Here is a 22,829-nt window from a genome sequence, read left to right as displayed (position 1 = left end):
TATCCGACTGGCGTTACCGCGGAAGCGGCCTTGATGTGGCAACCGTAATGGTGCGGAATTCCGGAAAGACGTTGCAGGTGCGATCGCCTTCCTTCGGTTTGCGGCTTGCCGTATAGAAATGGTACAGGATTCCGTTATGCGAAATGACGGACGGCTTATGGGCAAAGGTCTCATCCAGCTCGCCTTCTCCACCGACGGTAATAATCGGCTCTGGATGCTTGTTCCAATGGCGCAAATCAGGAGAGAGCGCAATTCCTTCCTGTGCTTTCTTGTAGTTGTAGCCGAAGTAGAACATCGCCCACTCATTTCCGTTGCGCAGCACGCAGGGGTCGCTCGCGAAACCCGAGTCCCATGCCTCAGGCGTCACTTGAATCACCGGATTATGCGGATGTCTGTCCCAATGGATTAAATCCGTGGACGTAGCGAGCCCAGTCTGTTCGATCCAGCGGCCATGGTTCTTGTTCTTGGCATTATAAAACAGGTAGAACGTCCCCTCATGTTCAAGCAGGCATTCCTTATACAGTCCGCCTCGTTCCCATGATTCGCCATCTTCGGGTGTTAAAATGGGGCGTTCAAGGCGGTTCCAGTGAAGCAGGTTTTCATCCTCTGTCCAGGCAAGACCGATACGGGCCGATCCTTCCTCGTAACCCTCCCCGGGGTAAGAGTGATAGGCAAGCCAATACTTTCCGTTCCATTTTTTCAGCTTGGCTGGTCCCTGCATTTCGTTCTCCCGCATGATCCATGTACCCGCGACATTTCTGGAATCCCAGCCTGAACCTTCCTCCCGGCGCAAAATCGTTGACAGATGCTCCCAGCGAAGCAGATCGTCGCTAACGGCAAGCGCCGTTTGGTAGCCCAGCCCATCGAATCCGACATACATCATATAGAAACGATTCTGATGCTCAAACACAAAAGGACAGTCTACGGCATGATAATCAAATGCGTCTTTCTCCCCTGAGCCCACAAGGACCGGCTCATTCCATTTGTAAGGCGTTAAGTAGCTGCGGATGTCCACGCTCGCCACTCCCTTCGGATATTTACTCCAGAATCACTTGAACAGGGCCATACAGCCCTCCGGCCGGAAAGGCAGCGCGCCATTCAGGCCGATTCGTGCGGTCCCAATAGGTCACGTCCGGATTGGCGCCGACCAGGCTCGTCGGACGCCCAATCTCATAATGCGTGCCTAGCGTGTTCGTCACCCGAATGCGGATGCGGTGGGCGCCTTTCGTTAATGCGCCAAGCGCATATTGGTACGGGCGCCAAACGCGTATACCGATCGGCTTGCCGTCCAGCCACACCTCTGCAGTGCCTCGGATATGGCCGAGATCAAGCCAGGCTTTACGATCTTCACCCAACTCCAACGTCGTTTCGTATTCGACTGCTCCGCTATGATGAGGCAATTCGAGCGCCGTTCTCCAATCGCCGAGTTCCGCCTGGAAAGGCACGACGTGGAATCGGATCGGCGCGTTCAAAACGGCAAGCTCTATCGCATTGCCTTCCGGAACGACGCGGATCACGGCGATCGTTCCTGCCGCTTGCGGAGGGAACGATGCTTTCCCCTCTGCATAGGGGACTTCAATGCCATTGATCCATACCCGGGCTTGGCCGGCCGTATCGATCTCCATCCCCTTCGCTCCTACCGGCAGCGGAAATCTCAGCCACACTGGACGGCCCAATTGAGCGATGTCCGCGGCGCAGGATACGGGAGATGAACCAGGGATGGATTCCGGCATCAACCAGCCGACTCCCGGCAGCGGATGCGGCCTAGGGTTAATCCAGAGCGATTCGGTCTCGGCAAAATGAAGCACGCTCGAATGCAGGATGCAGGCTGGATTTCCGTGTTCATCCTTCCAATCGGCTCCCGTGCAGAACGGCAGGATGCGGCCATCCTGCAGTTCAATGCGTCCGTCGGCGAACACGTCGCCCTCTCCTTCCGGCAGCAGAAACGTGACGACATTCTCTCCATCGCGCCAGTAGGAGGTAACGTCGACCTGCTCCTGTCCTTGGCGTACATAGGGGTTAAAGTCACCGTGCTCCGTTACCGGTACACCGTTCACCTGAAGGACAGCGCGCCCTCTTCCGGCGAATACGAGATAAACTTTCCGGACTTTGCCGCCGTCAGGCGCCCGCAGCACCCGCTCCAATCTGGCGCCGGGATGCCGATCGCCCGCATAAATCCATTTCGGCAGCGGATCGCTTAACTTGGAATTAATCTCGACACCGGCCCGAATTAGACCGTCTTTTAGCGCCTTCGCCCGGATAAGCAGCGTGTTGGCTCCCTCATTCAAATGGATCCAGGCGGTTTGTTCTTCAAATCCGCCCTCCCAATCGATGGGCTCTCCGTTGATCCATCCCATGATTTCGCCGTTGCTCTCCGCCCGAATGCCGTATCGCCCGGAAGATGGCGCTAATGCATGAGTCTGTGCCCAGATCCATTCGCCCTTCTGCGCATCGCCTAAAGAAAGATACCGTCTGGGGACTCGTCCCATGCGCCCGGCCCATGAACGATACGCCAGATCCCCGAAAATATGGCTGTACACCAGAGGTTTTGAGGCAGACGCTCGAAAGGTCCTCCCTTTAGAAACCAGCCAGTATGCTGCCTCGCTCCATAAGCGCTCTTCCCATCCGGACTCCTCATGGTCAGGCAAGTACCACCCGTCGTCGATGCCCGACATCCCCTCGAATTCTGTACGGATCAGCATGTTTCGCCGTTCGGGCGGCATCTCACCGCGGTGTTCCGTATGAAGATCGAAATCGCCGTATCGATTGTCCAGCGTCGGTACGATCTTCACCCGCCATGAATCAAGCCGCAGCGGCGCCACACCATCTTTCGGCAGTTCGCTCTGCTCGGCAGGATCATGATCGGCGGTCCGCGCCGGGAAATCCGTGTTTGCAACGTTCGCATTCGGCGAATCCTGATCCTCGGAAACGGCGCCATGCGGGCAAACGATTAGCGCAGCCGGCCAGTCGCGGAACTGGACTTCGAGCCGAATCCATTCCCCTTCCCGCTCATACGGGATCCGAACGATACGCCCGCTGACCGGATCCCACAGCTCAGGAACGCCGGAAGTATTCAGCCGATATTCCGCCGGCGGGAGCGGCGTCATCGATTCACTCGCCGGTTCATGCATCTGCAGCAGCGAACCGTCTTCCGGCAGCAGCAGGAACACGTCAGCGTCGCCTGTACGCCGCTGAAGCGTTAAGCCTGGCCCCGAGGACCGCTTCGGAATCCGCTGCTCGATCATATCCGCCATCTCCTCTGCGGATTGAACATACAGCGCTCCGGGCAGCGTCATTTGTTCCTCCTTCGGCACTTGGACGCCGATCACCAGCCCGCCCTGCTCCGCCATCCGCTTGACCTGCTGCTTCGCCGCCTCATCCATGATGGTCGTGCCGCAGAGGACTAGAACCGAAAATGTCTCATTGGCTACGGACAGCTGTCCCTGACGGACTTCCGTCCGTTCAAGAACGGAATCATCCACGATATCGAAGTCGAGATGCCGGCTGCGCAGCATACCTGGATTAGCAGCTGTATCGCGTCGGTTCACAGCTCCGGTAACCCTCAGATACACCTGGCGCAGATGCGCCACCTTCTCATTCGGGTCGCGGTTCGAAGCAGCCATGGGATGCTCGCGTGGTTTGACGTCGTCCAGCGACAAATGGCCAACGATCGCATGCGATGGATAGTGGACCGCAATGTTGCACACGTGTGCACCAGAGCTTAACAAATGGCATGCCCGGCTAACCGTATCGGCAAATACTCCGTAATGCTCGAAGTAGGGCTGTCTCCAGCCTGTATCCGGCGGAGCCCATTCCCACCATCCTCCCCGGGTGGTGTAGTACACGGCGTGCGGGCTGAACAAGGTGGCTCCGGCTTGAAGCCAAGGAACGAGCCAGTGCATCGTCTCCTCAATCGTTCCTCCCCAGCCGCTGGAATGAAATGCTTCCAGCCATACCCTTGAACCACCGTTCAGATGGACCATGGATGAATGCGGTTTCAGTTCGCCTTCCATATCAGCGCCGGGAGAGTTGTACCATCGGTGCGTTCGAAAATAATCCAGGTACAACCGCTGTGCGGCATGCGGATCAACGCGCCTGGCCGGACCGGCTTGATCGCAGCCGATGACCATATTGTATTTGCGGTGCCATTGGCCCAGCGGGATAAACAATGATCGTTCGGCCAATTCGGCGGCAATGCGATACACTCTGCGCCGGATGGTTTCCGCGCCTTCAACATCGTCAAACAATGCCGCCAGATGCGGGATCAGGTCTTCTCCAAATCGCTGTGCATATTGAATCGGCACTTCAGGCGACCAGAGCGGCAATGGCGGCAGTTCGTCCTGAAAGCTCCCCGCTATCGTCTTTCCCAGATCATTCGGAAACCGGCGCTCCATTTCACCGTGCACGCGGTCCAGGAGAGCGCCGGCAGCTTGAGGATCCAGCCAGTTGAAGCCCTGACGGACCTCTGCATATCGGTATTCCGTTGTTTCGAGAAGTATTTTTGCACCCTCCGGGAGTTTCTCCTCCGCGGAAAACCTGCGCAGGTGATACCCGGAATATTCCGGGTTGGCCGCGACCAAGCGCGCGAGTTCGTTGGCTCCGGAGAAGCCGATCTGATCGTAGAACCACAGTCGCATGCCAAGCCGCTCGGCTTCACGCAGCGCCGCTTCGAAGAGCTGCCACCATTCTTCGCTCATAAACACCGGACGGTCTCCGCACGTTCCGTATTGGGGACCTGTCGGCGCAAGATGAATAATGCCGATATTGCGTAATCCGCCTGCACGGAATTTCTGGAGCTGCCACCGGATCCGCTCTTCGGTTACTTCTTCCCCGCTCCACCACCAGAATGGGACGGGGCCGTACTGTGGATCGGGCAAGGAAAACTTGTTCCTAAGTTCCCTTATCGTTATCATGCAAACATCTCCTCATCGATACGGTTATGCAAGAACTCGGTTGGATGCTGTATGAGCCTGCTGTCCTCAGTCCATTGTCCGCTGCAGGACGCCAAGGATTTGCCTTGCATCCTGCGGACTTGCGACCTCCAGTTCCATGGCATGAATGATGTCCGCTACCTTGGATACCAGCTCCGCGTTATGCGCTGCTCTGCGATCGCGGTTCAAATAATCGCTGTCTTCAAAACCAATGCGAACAAGACCCGCGCCCATCGCGATCGCCGCGGAAATGATGCAGTAATCCGTCCGGTTGGCATGCGTAATGCCCCATAATGCATCACGAGGCACAAGGCTGCGCAGGGCAATTAAGGCGTCTATCGTAGCAGGCGCGCCGCCCGGATGTCCAAGCACCAAATCGAACATGAGCGGCTTCGGCAAGGCATATTGCCGATCCAGCTCCAGAACGGTATGAATCATGCCGAGCTCAAAAATTTCAATTTCCGGGATTTTCCCATGCTTTAACAATTGCTCGACGCAATAACGCACGTCGCCGATCGGATTCCTATAAATCGCTTTCCCCAGGTTGACCGAACCTACGTTTAACGAGATCGTTTCCACCTTGTCGCAGCTCAGCGGCGCACAGCGCTGCTGGATCGTCAGGTCAGACAAGCCGCCGGTCGAAGCCTGAATCACCATATCGCTTTCTCGCGTAATACGCTCAACGGTATCCTTGTATACATCCATATCGTCGGTTAATTTCCCGTTTCGATCCCTAACATGCATATGCACCATCGCTGCGCCTGCACGGCCGGCTGCAATAACCTCTCCCGCCAGGACCTCGGGATCGATCGAATCGGGCAGCGCCGAAGTAGGCGCTACAGAGATGATCACTTTTCTCATACGGTCAGCTCCTCCACCATATCAAGCAGCGTCCTCTCTTCCCCCACATTCCCCGGAAAAATAATATAAGGAAGATGCGGATACTTGCTCTCTTCCCCGCAAATCCATACGGGGATGCCCGGCTTGATCTGCCCGGCGACCACCGCCACGGTCACACCTAACGCCTTCGTGCCAATATCGCTCGAGGTGATGCCCCCTTTGGCCACGATATAACGTGGACGCACGGTCAATTGACTTACGATCTCCGTCAGCGCAGCCGAAATGCGTACGGCAATGCGAAGCTCATCTTCCTTGCTGCCGTTACCGATATCAAACCGCTCACGCTTCGTGCGCAGCACGACGGTGTACCCTGCCTTCAGCCGCTCCACGGTCTTTTCCGAAGCACGCACGATTTCGCGCCGCCACACCTCTTCCGGCTCAGCGGCCAAATGCTGGTTCAGTTCAACCACGGCGGCATCCCGGCGGCGCTCCAGCTGCTGAAGCTGTCCCGTCGTGAGACCGGTATGCGAGCCCGCAACAATGAGTCCGCCGGCAACCGCAGCCTCGGATTGCGGTTCATTCAGCTCTTGGGGTTGAAACAATTCCTTCGCTTTCAAAAGGGGCCGCTCCTGAACCCCCCCGAAAACGCGAACGAAGCTGGCCGCTGTCCGGAACAAAAAGCGTTTGCCCTTTTCCATTGCTTCATATAAAGCCAGGCAAAAAACCTCGGCATCGCCGTAATCAAGTGCATTAACGATCACTTTATTGAAGCCGCAGACCGACATGAGCTTCCCGGCAATGCCGGCTGCATCACAGGCACGCAGTTCCTGAAGCGAGATGGCGGCGACGTCCTGCGCCCGAAAATGTCCGGAAGTCTTCTCTTCCACCCATGCGCACAAATCGGAAGAATGATAGCCGAACGTTTTATCCTGCGCGAATTCCGTCTCCCCGCTCGGAGTCAGAAATCCATGATTCTCCACATAGTGCGTATTATGAACGGTATATCGTCCGCCTTCTTTGAAGAAAGGAAAAATAATTTCTCCGTCGACCTTCGTGCCCGTCTCCGATTCGATGGCATCGCGCAGCGTTTCGGTCTCCAAAGGATAGTGGCCCCGAAGGGTTGAATCGCTGCGGCTCACAAGGATGAACGGCCGATTCAGCTCCCGGGATACGCGAATGATGTTGTTAACCGCCTCGCGATGGACAGCCCGCGTCTCCTCCGCAGTAAAGCTGCGTGAATTGGTCAGGATGAAAAACAGCTTCTCTTCCGTGAGAAATCCGCGGCGAATATGCTCTGGATCCCAGCCTGTCACGACAGTGACATTGTGAACCGTCTGCACGCCGGTTGGATCATCATCCAGCACAATGATTTTCCCGGGATGGTTCGAAATGGCTTTCCTGAGCCGTAATGTAACGGAAGGATCAACCCCGTGATCATATGCCTTCATGACATCGCCCAGCTTTAACCTATCCATATCCAGCGTCCCTTTCGAAGTTTTCGCATGTCATGCATCTCACAGCTTCCCAAGCAGCTCCTTCACCTGCTGCACGCCAAAGCGTGGGGAGGAAAATACTACTTTCCCCGTTGCATCCCGCAGCCTTTGCTCCATTCGAGCCATAGAACCTTGGGCCAACACGATGGCGTCGGCCCGCCCGGCCACGTCAAGCGCCGTACGCAGCAGGATCTCGTCATGCTCTTCCGGCCGGCCGGATACAAGCGCATCAAAAGCCCCTTCGGCCAGCCCGTTTACGACTTCGATCCCTTTGCCCGCTTCCTCGGCTTTCTTCGCAATCAAACGCATGGTCGGGGCCAGCGTTGTCGGCAGCGTCGCAACGACCGCAATGCGACGGAAGCTCTCGACCGCCTTCTCGGCCATCCCATCATCGATCTTCACGATCGGAATCCCGATCATACCGCGCGCGTCATCTGCCACCTCGCCAACGGAAGAACACGTATTCAAAATAACGTCGGCGCCCAATTCCTCCCCATGGCGATAGTACTGCACAAGGCGCTTCGCAACGCCCGGCGGTACCTGCCCCGCCTTGACGACATCGCCGATCAAGCTGTCGTCAATAATGTTAACGAGGCGGCAGTCCGGCAGCAGTTCTTGGAACACAGCCTTTAGCGGCTCCGCAAGTCCCTGGCCTGTATATACGGCCACTACCGTTTTCGTCATATGCCAACACTCCCTTGCAGTTTAGATGAGCCCGCCATGAGTTCACGGACCTTCAAAACATTCTTTTATCCGCAAACCGCACCACCACGGTGCTCCGCCGGAGATTTACCATATGAAGTCTTTTTCCGGAATCCTCAAGCTGCCTTCTCTCATCGGTGCTTGATCAGAGACGCTGCGTGTTGAATATAGCGGCTTGCTCTTCCCTTGAGGCGTAATATGGATGACATCATCGCCTCGCCACTCCGTTATGAATTGCTGTCCCACCGCCGTTTCAACCGTTGTGCGGAAGCTTAACGGGAAAGTGATGGTGATCGTCTCGCCAGCAAAAGCTTCATTCAGCTGCAAGAAGCAGCGGTTTACCCAGCGGCTGGGTTCTTTGCCATGGCCTTCAACGACTGAACCTTCACGATCGCGGCGATATCGTATCTTCGTGAACCCGGCCCATTCGGGAATGCGGACCCGTAAGCGGGGAAGATCCTGGTGCACTTTCAGCACAAGCTTTCCTTCATGCGGAAGATAACTGTGAACGTCCAGCCATTTGGAGCCCCGGTTCAGCAGGAAATTGACGCTGACCGTGCCGTTTTTCTCCGTAATGGTGTTGCTCCAGCCCATAAACAGGCCGCGCGTCCCCGAGCCCAAACAGCAAATTTGCAAATCATTGGTGTGCCCGCGGCCTTCGATGACGTCGCACACGAAATCATTCGGTGCCGAATAGCCCGCAAAAGAACCTCTGGTGCGGTCTGCCACTTTGTAATACGTTGCGCGCGCATGATCATCCTTCGAGCGGTCATCGCTTTGCTTCACCCAGTCCAGATCCAGCAGTTGCGATTCTGCCAAATGGTTGCGGATAAAACGCTCCACAATCCCCCAGTACTCGGCGTATCCGCTCTGCGCGAGCGTAATGCCGGTCGAGATCAGGTCTACGAGCGAGCAGGTTTCATGCTCGTACGCTTGTTCATGCATATCGCCCGGCGTCCAGCCGAAAGAAGTGCCGATCGTCAGCGCCCAGTCGTAGCTTTTTTTCACCCAGGCAATCATCGCCGCATTTCCTGTAAACACGCCAAAACGGGCGATCGCGTCCAGCGTGCCAATGCGTGTATGGAAATGTCCGCTGCGATAAGCAAGCGAGGTATTAAAGCTGCCGTCCTCATGAAATACTCCGCTGCGCTCCATAATCAGCGCCGTGAAAAATTCGCACAGCTCAAAGGCATCTTGGTTGCCGGTGACTTCATGGTATTTCAACAGAGGCATAATCAGGCGTCCGCTAAATGAAGCAGGATCCGGGGCCAACCGAAGCTGCGCGGCATTGGCTGACGGCCAGCCGCTTTCCTTGTATTCCGAAGCCGGGTAGTACCAAATGTCCCGCTCCTTAATGGCAATTCTCTTCAAGGCCGCGACATGACGATCAGCATGTTCCTTCACTTTCAAATCGCCGCTTTCCATATACCAAGAAGTTAACGCCAGAATAACAGCACGCTGATCGATCAAATTGGCGTTCGTCTCCCATCGATGAACGGGATTCAATTGGCGGTAGCTCAGTCCGTCTTCTTTGAAAAAAGACAATAAATTGCTCCGGTATTTCTCCTCGGTCTCCTTGCCCTCCGCTGAACCGCTCATATGCCGTGCCAGCACCAAAGCGTCCACCATACGGCCGTGAGATGAACCGTAGTCCCAGTCGCCATGGGTCATTTTGGCGGGCTCTGCCATCAGGTCCGCGGCAAAGAACGGGATATGGCCAAAGTCATGATCGGCCATGCCAATGATGGCATTGATCGCGTGCGCCGCCCTATCCTCCAGCATTAACGTATCCGGAATTACACACTTCTCCATTTCGTCATCTCCTCCAAGTTTTGTGAGCGTTACTTCCTGAACCGACTTCGAACAAAACTCACTTCGGAAGCATGGGCTTCGTTTTGTGAGCGTTACTTCCTGAATTCACTTCGAACAAAACTCACTTCGGAAGCGTTGGCTTCGTTTTGTGAGCGTTACTTGATGTCAGCCAATGATGACGATTCCGTCACGCTGCTCGCGCGCCAGCTGCGATGTAAACGCCCACGTTCCCGATCCCACCTGAAAAGAAGCCGTCCGCCGGCCAGACGTATACGATGGCGTTAGCGACGCCTCCGAAACGACATTCCGTCCCGGTACATGCACTGTAGCGGTCGTATTCGCCGGAACCGTTACCTGCAGCAGGAATCCTCCTGACTCCGTTACCTCCCAACGCACTTCATGGCGGCCGTACAGACTGTCATAGCTTGCTTGCACCGACGTGACCCTGCCATCCGGATGCGGCTGAATGACCGCATGTTTGAAACCCGGCTTCTCCGGATCCGCTTCCAGACCTGCCATGTAACGGAACATCCACTCGCCGACAGAACCGAGGGAATAGTGGTTGAACGAATTCATGCTCGGCGTCTGGAAGCCGTTGTGCTCGGTCCATCCATCCCATCGCTCCCAAATCGTCGTTGCTCCATGCTTGATGGAATACATCCATGACGGGAATTCTTCCTGTAGCAGCAATGTATACGCCAGATCCAGATGACCGTGATCGGTTAATGCCGGCAGAAGATATCCTACGCCGAGGAAGCCTGTAGACAAGCGGTTGCCGCGGGCCCGGATATCCTCCGCCAGATGCGCTGCGGCCTGCAGCTGCTGCTCGGGCGTCAGCAATCCGAATTGAAGGGCGAGCACATAGACCGTTTGGGTCTCGCCATGAATCCGGCCCTGCTCATCGACAAACGCTTGACGGAAAGCCGCGGAGATATCGGCAAAGCATTGATCGAAACGCCGCTTGTCATCCGTTTTTCCAAGGGTTTCGGATATCAGCCCCATAACCTTGGCGCTGTAAGCAAAATATGCGGTGGCGAGCACATCCTTCGGCGTATCCGCGTCGATCGATAACCAGTCCCCATAGTTGGCGTAAGCCGGGCGAACGAAATGGTCGCTCATCGATATCAGGTACTCTATCCAGCGCACCATCGCGTCGTAATGCGTTTCCAGAATCCGGCGGTCACCGTACATGAGGTACACGGTCCACGGAATGATAACGCCCGCATCCCCCCAGCCGGCATTGTCAGGCGCAGACCAGTTGAGCCGGGTATTCCACATCTTGTGCCGTATCCATCCCGCGTCCGGTGCCACATCCGTAAAAGCTCCCGAAGGCTGCTGGGCATCGATCATATCCCCTATGAATTTTTCGAAAAAGCGGGATACATCCATATTGTAGGTCGCTGCTCTCGCAAAAATCTGCGCATCGCCGGTCCAGCCCAGGCGCTCATCGCGCTGAGGGCAATCCGTCGGCACGGAGAGAAAGTTCCCTCGCTGTCCCCAGGTAATATTGGAGTAGAGCTTATTCACCATCGGATCCGATGTCGTCAAGCTGCCGGCTACCGCCGTATCGGAGTGAACGACTTTGCCGATGATCGTATCCAAGTCCGGTTCCCCCGGATAACCGATCAGTTCCACATAGCGGAAGCCGTGGAAGGTGAAATGCGGCTCGTATCGCTCCTCGCCTCCGCCATTCAGAATATAGTGATCCTGCTGAACTGCTTCACGAAGGTTTTCCAAGTATAACGTACCGTCCGGATTCAGCATTTCCGCATGGCTGAGCGTTACTTTGGTTCCCCGCTCACCGGCCACGGTGAGTTCTGTCCAGCCAACCATGTTTTGTCCCATATCATAAATATAGGTGCCGGTCTCGGTCTTGCGAACGCTGATCGGCTTTAGCGTGCGCGTAATGCGAATCGGCGGTTCTATTGCCGCTGTCAGCAAGCCGTTATAACCGGGCCTGATGTCGGGAAGCTGCCAATCCGCATCATCATAACCTGCTTCATCCCATTCCGTCCGTTCCGCCGTCGCATCGTACAACTCGCCCTTGATGAAATCAGAATATCGAATCGGGCCGTCCGCCGTTTTCCAGCTTCCATCCGTCACGAACAGCTCTTTCGTGCCGTCGGTATATTCAACGGACAGTTGCAGAAACAGGAATGGACGCTCGCCGTAAACTTTGTCATGCAGGAAACCCACGGTACCCGAATACCATCCCTCTCCCAGAATGGCCCCAATCGCATTGCTTCCCTGGTGCAGCTTGGAAGTCACGTCAAAGGCTTGAACTTGAACGCGCTTATTGTAGTCGGTCCAGCCCGGAGCGAATAAGTGACTGACGATTTCGCCGTTCACCCGCAGTTGATAGATACCGAGCGCGGTGACATAAACCATCGCGCGTTTCACGTCAGCGGCAGCGTGGATTTCTTTTCGAAATAACGGTGCCGGCTGTTTCTCCAGGCCCGGATCAGCTTTGCGGCCAATCCACTGTGCCTTCCAGCCGGTCCGGGATAGAATGCCCATACTCCACCTTTGCGGCTCGCTCCATACCGGGCTTGAATCTTTGCCCGTCCATACGCATACCTTCCAGAAGTAATCCGTGTCCGATGCCAATGCTGTTCCTTCGTATGTAATATGCGTGGATTGATCGCTTTCGAGCCTGCCGCTGTCCCACATCTCGCCTACATCGCGGGAAAGGGAATCCCTCGAGGCGGATACCAGTATTCGATAAGCGCTCTGGTGCACATGGCGTTCATCCGACGCGATCTTCCAAAATAAACGCGGCTGCAGTACATCGAGGCCTAACGGCTCTGTCAAATATTCAGTCCTGCAATCCGTAACGACAACTGACATGGTGTTCTCCTCCAATTATGTTTTCTTTCGCAACCTTTGCCAGAGCGTCATTCAGCGCGCTTTGAAGGGTTGCAATAAAAATGAGAAAGCTTGTTTCTCTGCCGGCAGCAAGTATTTCGTGAGCGTCGGCGCATAGCCGCAGCTATGATTGCCGATGCCGCTCTGATCTGAATCCAGTTTGAGCTCAATGTGGTCCAAGGGTGACAATTGATGAACGTGTTTTTTGCGCGCCAGCTCCTCAACCGAATAATAGTGGGCACTCATATGGAATAACCCGGCACTGGTGATGACCATCCCGCTGCCTTGATCATCGCTGTACCTGCCCCAGCGCACATCCGCTTTGTTTCCGTTCTCCTGCGGCTTGATATAGGGAACGAACTGCTCTTCGACGAGCCCGCCATGAATGCCCAGCTTCCCGCTTTCTTTGCGGTCGGGATAGCATTCATGCGGACCGCGGCCAAACCAGGTTACGTTGTGGAAGCGGCGCGGAATGCCAAGCCGGATTCCCAATCTAGGCATCGGCGGCAGCTCGCGCAGCGGTTCGATGGATTGGGTCAGCTGCAGGGCGCCGCCGCTTGTAAAAAGATGGGTCAAGTTCGAACGGAATAACGGTAAGGCCCCTCTGGCGCCAATAACGAGCTCGACCTGCACGGTGCAGCCCCGCCCATCGTCCGGCATGAAGGACAATTCCCGAACATCGGTATGAAGGCGGTCATATCCTGCCGCCCGCCACGCCTTGGCCAAATGGATATCATTATCGAGCGGTGCCCGCCATAGATTGATAACCGGTCCTTCCACCAGCAGAGGTATGCCCTGATATTCCCATGTCGTCAGTTTTCCTGTAGCCTTGTCAAGAACAGCCTTCCAATCATCGCCTCTAATATGAATGGCCTTGCGGGACTCTTCCGCCGTAAGCTGATGGACAGGCTCCATTATGGAAGCTGCCGCCTCAAGCACATCAGGAAGCATGACTTGTGGTTCCCGCGGCACGCCAAGCGGCAGCGGCAGGTCTGCCCAAGCCATTTCATAGCCTGCCTCCGCCCACGGTGCCGCATGGCGCAGCGTAAAGCTGACATGAAGCCAATATTCGCCGTCCATAGCCCATGTTTGCTTGTCGAATGGGAGCTTCACCTCGGAGCGCTCACCTGACGGCGTATCCAGCGCTGGAAGCTCTCCGGCCTGTATTGCTTCTCCACTGCGATAAACTTTCCACGTCCCCAGCAGATGCGACAGCGATAAAAAATCGTAACGATTTTCAATAACCAGCGCTTCGCCATCGTGGCTATAGCTGACCCTCACGGGCTCGAGCACCTTTTTATATTCCAATAGCGAAGCTTTCGGCGTATTGTCGGGAAATAACAGCCCATCGATGCAGAATGATCCGCTGTGCGGTTCTTCACCAAAATCGCCGCCGTAGGCATACCAAGCGTCGCCTTGTTCATTTTTCTGCAATATCGCCAGATCTCTCCATTCCCAGATCAGCCCGCCAAGCAAACGGGGATACTCATCAATGATGTTCCAGTACTCCCGAAGATTACCGACCGAATTCCCCATCGCATGACCATATTCAATCATTAAATACGGACGGGCATCCTGCTTCTCGCCTTCTTGCTTCAGCATATCGACTGATGGGTACATCGTGCTCACGATATCTACCGTTTCCGCATCGTAAGCCCGCTCATAATGGATCGGCCGCGTTGAATCCACAGAACGAATCCATGCTGCCATGGCATCGTGATTCTGACCGTATCCCGATTCGTTGCCGAGCGACCAGACAATAATGCAGGGATGATTTTTGTTCCGTTCAACCATGCGTTTTGCACGATCAATGTACATAGGACTCCAATCGGGATGGTCGGATAAACAGCTTTCTGCAGCACCGCGCGCAAACCCAGGAATCTCTTGGTTCACTCGCTCACCGGTTAAAGCAAATCCATGCGTCTCCAAATCGGCCTCATCAATGACGAACATGCCATAGCGATCGCACAACTCCAGCCAGCGCCGATCATTCGGGTAATGGGAGAGCCGCACTGTGTTCAAATTATGCCGCTTCATGAGCAGGATATCTTGCTTCATGTCTTCCATCGTGATCACTGCGCCGCGTTCTGTATGAAATTCGTTACGGTTCACCCCTTTAATGACGATCGGTTTGCCGTTAACGAGCATTCGCCCGTCGGCAATCCGAACATCCCGGAAGCCAACCTCCAATCTTCGAACCTCCTGCACAGCAGATGTTTCCTGATCCCGTACGGTGATCAAGAGAGAGTACAGCTGCGGATCTTCCGCTGTCCAAAGCCTGGGCGCCTGCACAGTTTCCAACATGTTCACCTTAACGTCTTCCAGCGGACCGGGCTGAAGCACCGAGTCGTATTGCCGCTTCAGGATACATTCCATACGCGCATTGAAGAGCGAAATGTCCAGTTGGAAAGGAGCGGATGCCCTGCGTCTGCGATTGACCAGGTCGATATCGATTTCCAGCTCACCGGACGTATAATCCTCGGATAAATTCGTGCGAATCCTTACATCCCTGACGCCTGCCGCGCACTCCGCGATCAGATACACGTCGCGAAAAATGCCGCTTAGACGCCATTTATCCTGTGTTTCCAAATAACTGCCCTTGGACCATTGATAGACTTGCACCGCTAACACGTTGCTGCCCAATTTTAGGAAATGGGTAATGTTAAATTCAGATGTATAGTGGCTTCCTTCGCTATAACCGGCAGACTGCCCATTGACCCAAAGTTCAAAAGCCGAATCGACTCCCTCGAATACAATATAAATTTCGCGTTCCTTCCAATCGTCCCGCACCTGAAACTCCGTCCGATAACAGCCCGTCGGATTCAGCTTCGGCACATGCGGCGGATCCACGGGAAACGGGTATGGACAGCTGCTGTACTGCGGCCGGCCATATCCATGTAGCTGCCAGTTTGATGGAACCGGTATAGGGTGCCAGTCCTCCGATAAGGCGTAACCCGGCTGCTGGAAGCCTTCCGGCACTGCGATTGGCGATTCCGCATAGTGGAAATCCCATATGCCGTTTAACATTTGGATGTAGGAGGAGCCCGCCCGATCCCCACTGAAAGCGCTGTCAATTGAATCGAACAACGCCATATCCGATCGAGGGCGTTCACGGTTCTGCTCAAGTATGGATAAGTCTTCCCATATGGCGGGGTTCCTGCTATCCGTCACCTTCATGATCCCAGTCATCCCAATCACCTCTTTCAGCTTGTGCTCGGGTAAAGAGAAAGATGCCCTGCATTCCATTCAGCTAAGGCATCTTAGAGGTCGTTGTTATGTCAGTTGTGCAGCTCTGCCAATACAAGATTTGCGTTCTACAAATGTCGTATCCACTTTAATTTTCGTTTTGACGCTTAATTCCTGTTCCATCCAATCGGACAGCATATCCACGGCAAGGAAAGCCATGCGCTCCTTATCTACATGAATCGTCGTTAATTCCGGCGAAACGATGACCGATTCTTTAATGTTGTCGAAGCCAATGATCGCCGTATCCTCCGGAACCCGGATGCCGAGCTCCGACATCGTCTTGATCGCACTGATGGCGATATAATCGCATTCGCAGAACCAGGCGGTAGGCAGCGATTTCCCGCTTTCAAGAATACTTGACAGCTGCTGCTTCAGCGCCTCCTGCGAAGTCAAGATCGTAGGTGCGACGGATAAACGGTGCGAAGGCGCAACCTGAATATCATATTCGGCAAGCGCACTGAGAAAACCGCGCTCCCGTTCTTCGAAATTATGAATTCTCACGCTGGATGCGATATAGCCGATCGATGTATGCCCTGATTCGCACAAAAAGGTACCTGCTTGATAGGCGCCCATCATATTGTTAATGCCAACGAATTGAACCGGCATTTCTTCATAGCATGTATCCAGCACCACAACGTTCGTAAAATGCTGCTGAATGTAGTGAATTTGCTTGCGGGACAGATTCGTGCCAAGCACGATGACGCCTTGATGGCGGCTGGCCCCTCCGTCTTTATGAATCTCTTCTTCAAAAGATTCCATGTCCACTTTAGAGAAAAATAACCGGTAGCCCTTCTGTCTGCACCGCTCCTCAATGCATTGAATCAGCTCCTGGAAAAAGGGCTGCTGATAATACTCCTCCAGTACGATGCCGGAATTCGTCACGACGAGAAATACGAAGGAAGCGCTTTGCCCCGCTGCACCGGATCCGGAATTCGTCTCATCTCCCTGCTCCTCTTCCTCTTTCCTGGAGCCTGCTGCTCTGATCTTCGGCGTATATCCCGCTTCCGCAGCAATTTGCAGAATACGGTCGCGCGTCTCTTGTCCAATGCCAGGCTTTCCGTTAAAAGCTAATGAAACGGCCGCCTTGGAAACATTGGCCATTCTGGCAATGTCCTCCATCTTCATACAAGGTTGCTCTCCATTTCTTGGATATCTGTTTAGTTAATTGAAGTTTACTACGATTTTAGTTCCACTTCAATAGTTAACTAAAATTATTACTAAATTTATTTATTGTTTAGTTATAAAGAACTAAATAATGTCATATTATGGATTGACCGGTCAGAAAACCGGTGCTATTATGGCTGTAAGCGGTTTAATTTTACATATATAAAGATCTAAACTAACTAAACTAAATTGAATTCAACTAAACTACGAAAAAACTATTAATAAAGGAGAATCGGCAATGAAGAAATTAAAACTTGGTTATGCGCCTACCCGTCGGTTTACTTTCAGCGCAGAAGACGCCTTTAAATACAAGGTGCAAATCCGGAAGCAAATTGAAAGCTTCGGCATGGATATCGATATCGTCGACTTAGAGGGATTGAATTCCGAAGGGTTGCTGTATGACGATCATATCAACGCCGATCTCATTACACAGCGTTTTAAGGAGGAAGAGGTCGACGCCGTCTTTTTCCCTCACTGCAATTTCGGTACGGAAGATACTGTGGCGCGCGTCGGCAAAGCGCTCGGCAAACCCGTTCTCCTCTGGGGTCCCCGCGACGAAGCGCCGCTGGAAGACGGGATGCGCCTGCGCGATACGCAATGCGGCATTTTTGCAACCGGAAAGGTGCTCCGTCGTTTCGGCGTGCCATTTACTTATGTCACCAACAGTTGGGTAAACGATCCCGTATTCGAGCGTGGATTTACCAACTTCATCGCGGCCGCGAATGTTGTGCGCCAGTTTAAGCGCCTCCGCATTCTTCAAATCGGCCCCCGCCCCGCTTCCTTTTGGACGATGATCTGTAATGAAGGCGAGCTGCTGGAGCGTTTCGGCATCGAAATCCACCCGATTACGCTCGTCGACATCCAATTGCGGACGAAGAAAATCGAGTCAAGCAGCAGCAGCGAATTGCTGGAAGTGATCGATTATATCAAGGAAAAGCTCGATGTCAGCGAAGTAACCGAAGCGGGTATCCGCAGGATCGCCGCACTCAAAGTCGCCATGAAATCTTACGCCCAAGAAACCGGAAGCAGCGCCATTGCGATTCAATGCTGGTCCTCATTGCAGGAAGCGATGTCGATCATGCCTTGTCTGGCCAATGCGATTCTGACGGACGAACAGATTCCGGTAACGTGTGAGACCGATATCCATGGGGCGATTACCTCAATCATGGTGCAGGCCGCCGCGATGAATGAGCATCCGACGTTCTTCGCCGACATTACAGTCAGACACCCCGAGAACGATAACGGCGAGCTGCTTTTCCATTGCGGAAATTTCCCGGTCTCGTTAAGCGCAGAGCAAAAGCCAAGGCTGCGTAAACACTTCCTCTTCGATGACCATGCTCCCGGAACCCATGAAGGCGAAATCCGCGGCGGCAGCATGAGCATCGCACGATTTGACGGAGACCATGGAGAATATTCGATTTTTTTAGGCCGCGCAAAAGGAATTCAAGGTCCATATACGCGGGGCTCCTACGTTTGGGTCGAGGTAAACGATTGGCCGCTGTGGGAAGAAAAGCTCGTGAAAGGTCCGTACGTGCATCATTCCGTCGGGATCCATGCGAATGTCATCCCTGCCATCTATGAAGCCTGCAATTATATCCCTGGTCTTACGGCAGATCCCGTAGATCCGACGGAGCAGGAAATTCAAAGCTGGCTGCGCGGCTCGGATTTAGCCCGCAAGCCGTCCGCAAGCACCCACTCATAAGGAGGATTCGTTCATGGACACGAGAGCGTTAAAGATCAAGGCGGCCCAGATTCGCATGGAGCTCCTCACCATCATTCACCGTGCCAAAACCGGACATACTGGCGGATCGCTCAGTAATACCGACATTTTAACGGCATTATACTACGACGTCATGAACGTTGATCCGGCGAATCCGAAATGGGGGCTGCGGGATCGTTTTATCGCGAGCAAAGGACATTCCGTTGAATCGCTATGGTGCATTCTTGCGGACAAAGGCTTTTTTCCGAAAGAAGAACTGAAAACGTACAGCCAGTTCGGTACACGTCTCATTGGGCATCCCAACAACAAGGTGCCGGGAATCGAGATGAACACCGGCGCGCTCGGCCATGGCCTGCCGATCTCCGCAGGCATGGCGCTGGCAGCCAAACGCGACGGTCTGCCGTACCGCGTTTTCTGTCTTATGGGCGACGGCGAGCAGGCGGAGGGCTCCAACTGGGAAGCCGCGATGGCCGGCGCGCATTATAAGCTGGATAACTTGATCGGGATCGTCGATCGCAATCGCCTCCAGATCAGCGGCACCACCGAGGAAGTGATGGGACTGGACCCGCTCGATGAGAAATGGCGGGCATTCGGCTGGCATGTCGTCTCCATCGACGGAAACGACATGGACGCATTGGTTGAAGCGTTTCGCGCCGCTCCACTCACCGTAGGGAAGCCGACGCTGGTCATTGCGAACACCGTCAAGGGCAAGGGGGTTTCCTTTGCCGAGAACGTCCCTGCTTGGCACCATCATGTCCCCGATGACGAGCAGCTGAAGCTCGCGCTCGCCGAGTTGGAAGCCCACATCGCGGAACTTTCACGTGAAGGACAGGTGATCTAGCATGAATTCGATTCCAAACCGTCAGGTCATTTGCGAGACGCTGTTGGAACTGGCCAAAACAGACCGGGACATCATGGTGCTGGCGAGCGATTCGCGCGGATCCGCGGCGATGGCCCCCTTCGCTAACGCCTATCCCGAGCAATTCGTCGAGGTGGGCATTGCGGAGCAGAATATCGTAGGCATGTCGGCAGGGCTTGCCCACAGCGGGAAAAAGCCTTTCGTCACTTCCCCCGCCTGTTTCTTAAGCATGCGCAGCATCGAACAGATTAAAGTCGACGTCGCTTACTCCAATACGAACGTAAAGCTCATTGGGATTAGCGGCGGCGTAAGCTACGGGGCGCTCGGCATGTCACATCACTCCGTGCAGGATCTCGCGGTTGCCAGGGCCATACCGGGACTCGCCGTCATGATGCCGGCTGACCGGCACGAGACGAAGAAAATGACCGAAGCGCTCGTCCAATATGAAGGCGGGGTTTATGTCCGCATTGGCAGGAACCCGGTTGAAGATGTATATCCATCCTATGATTATCCCTTTGAGATCGGTAAAGCCGTTACGATGCGGGAGGGGACGGATGTGACGATCATTGGGGCCGGCGAGACCGTTCGCGTCGCCTTGGATGCTGCAGACCGCCTCGCCGAAGACGGCGTTTCGGCCCGGGTTCTGAACATGCACACGATCAAGCCTCTGGATGAAGAATCGATCGTGAAAGCGGCCCGGGAAACCGGACGCATCATCACGGTCGAAGAACACAGCATTTACGGTGGCCTGGGCGCAGCCGTCGCAGAAGTCGTCGTGCAGCATTACCCCGTTCCGGTGAACATTGTAGGCATCCCCGACGAGCCCGCTATTGCAGGGAAAACAGCGGAAGTATTCCGCCATTACGGAATTAGTGCCGCACACATCCAACAGTTGGCTCATCAGCTCATGAACAAGCAAAGGGCGAGAACATGATGCTTGAACAACAATACATTCTGGCCATCGATCAGAGCACTTCGGGGACAAAAGCGCTCATCGTCGACCGTCAAGGAAACACCGTTGCGCGCAGCATGAAAGAGCATAAGCAGTACTACCCGAAACCGGGTTGGGTTGAGCATGATCCGCTTGAAATCTATGACAATGTCATCTCCGCGGCCCGCTCCTGTGTCGAAGCGGCCGGCATTGAACCGGCAGATTTAGCTGCGCTGACACTGACCAATCAGCGCGAGACCGCAATGATCTGGGACAAAACCACTGGCCTTCCCATTTATCCCGCCATCGTCTGGCAGTGTCAACGAACCGCCGATGTATGCATGAAATTGCATGAAGACGGATATGAGCAAACCGTTGCAAACAAAACCGGTTTGATGTTGGACCCGTATTTCTCGGCCACGAAGCTGCAGTGGATTCTGGATCATGTAGACGGAGCCCGTACGCTTACAGCCGAAGGCCGCCTGCTCGCCGGGACCATCGACAGCTGGCTGGTCTGGAAGTTGACGGGGGGCTCCGTTCACGCGACGGACTATACGAATGCAAGCCGAACTTCCCTCTTCAATATTCATACCCTGCAGTGGGATGAAGAGCTGTGTTCCCTATTTCAGGTCCCCCCTTCCCTGCTGCCGGCTGTCAAGCCATCGGATACCCTCTTCGGGTTTACGAGGGAACCTTTATTATTTGGCGAAGAAATTCCGATTTCAGGCGTTATTGGCGACTCCCAAGGGGCTTTATTCGGACAGTTCTGCCACGAGCCCGGCATGGCCAAAGCGACCTACGGTACAGGAACATCGGTGATGATGAATGTAGGAGAACGATCTCTCCCCTGTGAAGAAGGGCTTGTCACAACCATCGCCTGGGGAGCCGGAGGCACGATAACCTATGCACTGGAATCGGTCCTGCGTACGACAGGAGACAGCATGAAGTGGATTCGCGACAATTTGGGATTGTACTCCACTTATGAAGAAATGCAAGAGCTTCTGGACAGTGTCCCTTCGACGGAAGGTGTGTATTTAGTTCCCGCATTCGTCGGATTGGGCGCTCCTTATTGGGATCCTTACGCCCGGGCGGCCATTCTCGGGATGAGCCGCTCAACGGGACGCGGGCATATTATTCGTGCGGCACTGGAGAGCATAGCCTACCAGGTCCAAGATTCCGTGGCGAGCCTGGAAGAAAAGTCCGGTGTCTCCCTTCGGGAGCTCCGGGCGGATGGCGGCGCATCGGCGAACGATTGGCTCATGCAATTCCAGAGCAATCTGCTGAACGGGCCCGTGAGCCGCTCGGCATGCGCCGAATTATCAGCCATGGGTTCGGTATACCTAGGCGGACTATGCGTAGGCTTCTGGTCCAGCCTTGACGATTTGGCGCAAAGCTCCAATTTACACGAAACCTTCACGCCTCAAATGGATGAAGCCACTAGGCGCCAATTATATGCAGGCTGGAAAAGCGCTGTCCACACGATCATCGATGCAAACAAGAAAACCAGGATTCACGCCGAATCATGACGGTTTTTAACCATATCCCTGAACTGGATGCCTCAGACTCCGTTTATTCGGGGTCTTTGTTCATTTTCGTCACCCCTGGCTTGGTATTGTGATGGGTTCAAGGATAGCAGGAAATCATAAACGGTAGAATCAATTTCATCATTCTAAGGCCTTTACTGCGCCTAAGTTTTTAGAGCATGAAAAAAGGAGTACCTCCCCAAATCTCGAAGTGCGCAACAAAACACCGAGATAGAGGAAGAACTCCAGATGAATAGTATTCAATAATGAGATGCTGATCATTAAAACTTACGTTTATGATAGGGGAGACCCTCCCCCTCTTCACAGTAGGATTTGAGGCTATAAAGGAAAATAGCCCAGTTGTAGTTACAAGAACGAAAAAATGGCGTTACTTCTCTCCAGTTCATTTGACGCAAAGTAATCAAAGACTTCCCGTTCTTTTCTTCAATATCAAAGGAAATAATCGTACCAATCCACTCTGGATCTGAATCTATACACTCCCATATGACTTTTTTATTAGTGATCAATTCCTCTATTCTCATCTTAGTTATGTCATTGCTACCGAATCGAAATTCATTAATAAAGCCAATTTGATTATTGATAATGAGTTCATTGGTCCATATTTCCGACAGTCCCTCAGTGGTGGTTAAAGCTTCATACACCTTCGACGCTGGAACATGTACGGTTTGCAAATGCTCGATATTTGCCATGCCTTACCCCTTTCTATACCTTTGGTACTGTAA

Annotated in this window: 14 protein-coding genes; 4 read left to right on the top strand and 10 right to left on the bottom strand. The window is 54.1% G+C overall.

Annotated elements, in window-relative coordinates; genetic code table 11:
• Nucleotides 1–13: 13 nt before the first annotated feature.
• The 9 genes from CJP46_RS03510 to CJP46_RS03470 all read right to left on the bottom strand — a co-directional run bounded on the left by CJP46_RS03510 (nucleotide 14) and on the right by CJP46_RS03470 (nucleotide 17,014).
• Complete coding sequence (locus tag CJP46_RS03510) at nucleotides 14–1,015, bottom strand: glycoside hydrolase family protein (RefSeq protein ID WP_094594202.1); 1,002 nt, start codon at nucleotides 1,013–1,015, stop codon at nucleotides 14–16.
• Nucleotides 1,016–1,037: 22 nt separating this feature from the next.
• The gene (locus tag CJP46_RS03505) at nucleotides 1,038–4,913 is read right to left on the bottom strand and encodes a hypothetical protein (protein ID WP_256992168.1); all 3,876 of its coding nucleotides are present in this window, start codon (nucleotides 4,911–4,913) and stop codon (nucleotides 1,038–1,040) included.
• 66 nt (nucleotides 4,914–4,979) lie between these two features.
• The gene (locus CJP46_RS03500; protein WP_094594201.1) at nucleotides 4,980–5,792 is read right to left on the bottom strand and encodes a beta-keto acid cleavage family enzyme; all 813 of its coding nucleotides are present in this window, start codon (nucleotides 5,790–5,792) and stop codon (nucleotides 4,980–4,982) included.
• Complete coding sequence (locus CJP46_RS03495) at nucleotides 5,789–7,246, bottom strand: four-carbon acid sugar kinase family protein (RefSeq protein ID WP_094594200.1); 1,458 nt, start codon at nucleotides 7,244–7,246, stop codon at nucleotides 5,789–5,791. Before CJP46_RS03495 ends, CJP46_RS03500 begins: the two co-directional genes overlap by 4 nt.
• Before the next feature lie 39 nt (nucleotides 7,247–7,285).
• On the bottom strand, nucleotides 7,286–7,948 hold the full coding sequence (locus CJP46_RS03490) for an aspartate/glutamate racemase family protein (RefSeq protein ID WP_094594199.1): 663 nt from the start codon (nucleotides 7,946–7,948) through the stop codon (nucleotides 7,286–7,288).
• 105 nt (nucleotides 7,949–8,053) lie between these two features.
• Nucleotides 8,054–9,778 (bottom strand): hypothetical protein, encoded by a 1,725-nt coding sequence (locus CJP46_RS03485; RefSeq protein WP_094594198.1) that lies wholly within the window; start codon nucleotides 9,776–9,778, stop codon nucleotides 8,054–8,056.
• A 165-nt stretch (nucleotides 9,779–9,943) separates the two neighbouring features.
• A complete protein-coding gene (locus CJP46_RS03480; RefSeq protein ID WP_094594197.1) occupies nucleotides 9,944–12,625 on the bottom strand; it encodes a family 78 glycoside hydrolase catalytic domain in 2,682 nt (893 codons plus the stop codon).
• A gap of 51 nt (nucleotides 12,626–12,676) precedes the next feature.
• Nucleotides 12,677–15,832, bottom strand: coding sequence for a glycoside hydrolase family 2 TIM barrel-domain containing protein (locus CJP46_RS03475; protein WP_179281015.1), 3,156 nt, complete (start codon nucleotides 15,830–15,832; stop codon nucleotides 12,677–12,679).
• 84 nt (nucleotides 15,833–15,916) lie between these two features.
• Nucleotides 15,917–17,014 carry a LacI family DNA-binding transcriptional regulator gene (locus CJP46_RS03470; protein WP_094594195.1) on the bottom strand — a complete coding sequence of 366 codons (1,098 nt, stop codon included), beginning with the start codon at nucleotides 17,012–17,014 and terminating at the stop codon, nucleotides 15,917–15,919.
• A gap of 277 nt (nucleotides 17,015–17,291) precedes the next feature.
• On the opposite strand from CJP46_RS03470, the gene CJP46_RS03465 reads away from it, so the two are divergent.
• From CJP46_RS03465 to glpK, 4 genes are read left to right on the top strand one after another with little or no spacing between them, the layout of a single operon-like run.
• On the top strand, nucleotides 17,292–18,755 hold the full coding sequence (locus CJP46_RS03465) for an L-fucose/L-arabinose isomerase family protein (RefSeq protein ID WP_094594194.1): 1,464 nt from the start codon (nucleotides 17,292–17,294) through the stop codon (nucleotides 18,753–18,755).
• 13 nt (nucleotides 18,756–18,768) lie between these two features.
• A complete protein-coding gene (locus CJP46_RS03460) occupies nucleotides 18,769–19,614 on the top strand; it encodes a transketolase (protein ID WP_094594193.1) in 846 nt (281 codons plus the stop codon).
• Nucleotide 19,615: 1 nt separating this feature from the next.
• On the top strand, nucleotides 19,616–20,566 hold the full coding sequence (locus CJP46_RS03455) for a transketolase family protein (RefSeq protein WP_094594192.1): 951 nt from the start codon (nucleotides 19,616–19,618) through the stop codon (nucleotides 20,564–20,566).
• The gene (glpK, locus tag CJP46_RS03450; RefSeq protein WP_373557952.1) at nucleotides 20,563–22,089 is read left to right on the top strand and encodes a glycerol kinase GlpK; all 1,527 of its coding nucleotides are present in this window, start codon (nucleotides 20,563–20,565) and stop codon (nucleotides 22,087–22,089) included. The genes CJP46_RS03455 and glpK overlap by 4 nt, the downstream gene beginning before the upstream one ends.
• A gap of 278 nt (nucleotides 22,090–22,367) precedes the next feature.
• Here the strand turns inward: glpK and CJP46_RS03445 are convergent, their stop codons facing one another.
• Entirely contained in the window at nucleotides 22,368–22,796 is a 429-nt protein-coding gene (locus CJP46_RS03445; RefSeq protein WP_094594191.1) for an SRPBCC family protein, read from the bottom strand.
• Nucleotides 22,797–22,829: the final 33 nt, after the last annotated feature.

The sequence above is a fragment of the Paenibacillus sp. XY044 genome, assembly GCF_002257645.1.
Lineage (GTDB): Bacteria > Bacillota > Bacilli > Paenibacillales > Paenibacillaceae > Paenibacillus_AQ.
The sequence above is the reverse complement of the archived record's forward strand: the minus strand, read 5'-3'. Positions and strand labels throughout refer to the sequence as shown.

Coding starts and splice junctions, on each gene's coding strand:
- CJP46_RS03505 (WP_256992168.1), bottom strand. CDS start 4,913: ATGATAACGATAAGGGAACTTAGGAACAAGTTTTCCTTGCCCGATCCA.
- CJP46_RS03500 (WP_094594201.1), bottom strand. CDS start 5,792: ATGAGAAAAGTGATCATCTCTGTAGCGCCTACTTCGGCGCTGCCCGAT.
- CJP46_RS03495 (WP_094594200.1), bottom strand. CDS start 7,246: ATGGATAGGTTAAAGCTGGGCGATGTCATGAAGGCATATGATCACGGG.
- CJP46_RS03490 (WP_094594199.1), bottom strand. CDS start 7,948: ATGACGAAAACGGTAGTGGCCGTATATACAGGCCAGGGACTTGCGGAG.
- CJP46_RS03485 (WP_094594198.1), bottom strand. CDS start 9,778: ATGGAGAAGTGTGTAATTCCGGATACGTTAATGCTGGAGGATAGGGCG.
- CJP46_RS03480 (WP_094594197.1), bottom strand. CDS start 12,625: ATGTCAGTTGTCGTTACGGATTGCAGGACTGAATATTTGACAGAGCCG.
- CJP46_RS03475 (WP_179281015.1), bottom strand. CDS start 15,832: ATGACTGGGATCATGAAGGTGACGGATAGCAGGAACCCCGCCATATGG.
- CJP46_RS03470 (WP_094594195.1), bottom strand. CDS start 17,014: ATGAAGATGGAGGACATTGCCAGAATGGCCAATGTTTCCAAGGCGGCC.
- CJP46_RS03465 (WP_094594194.1), top strand. CDS start 17,292: ATGAAGAAATTAAAACTTGGTTATGCGCCTACCCGTCGGTTTACTTTC.
- CJP46_RS03460 (WP_094594193.1), top strand. CDS start 18,769: ATGGACACGAGAGCGTTAAAGATCAAGGCGGCCCAGATTCGCATGGAG.
- CJP46_RS03455 (WP_094594192.1), top strand. CDS start 19,616: ATGAATTCGATTCCAAACCGTCAGGTCATTTGCGAGACGCTGTTGGAA.
- glpK (WP_373557952.1), top strand. CDS start 20,563: ATGATGCTTGAACAACAATACATTCTGGCCATCGATCAGAGCACTTCG.
- CJP46_RS03445 (WP_094594191.1), bottom strand. CDS start 22,796: ATGGCAAATATCGAGCATTTGCAAACCGTACATGTTCCAGCGTCGAAG.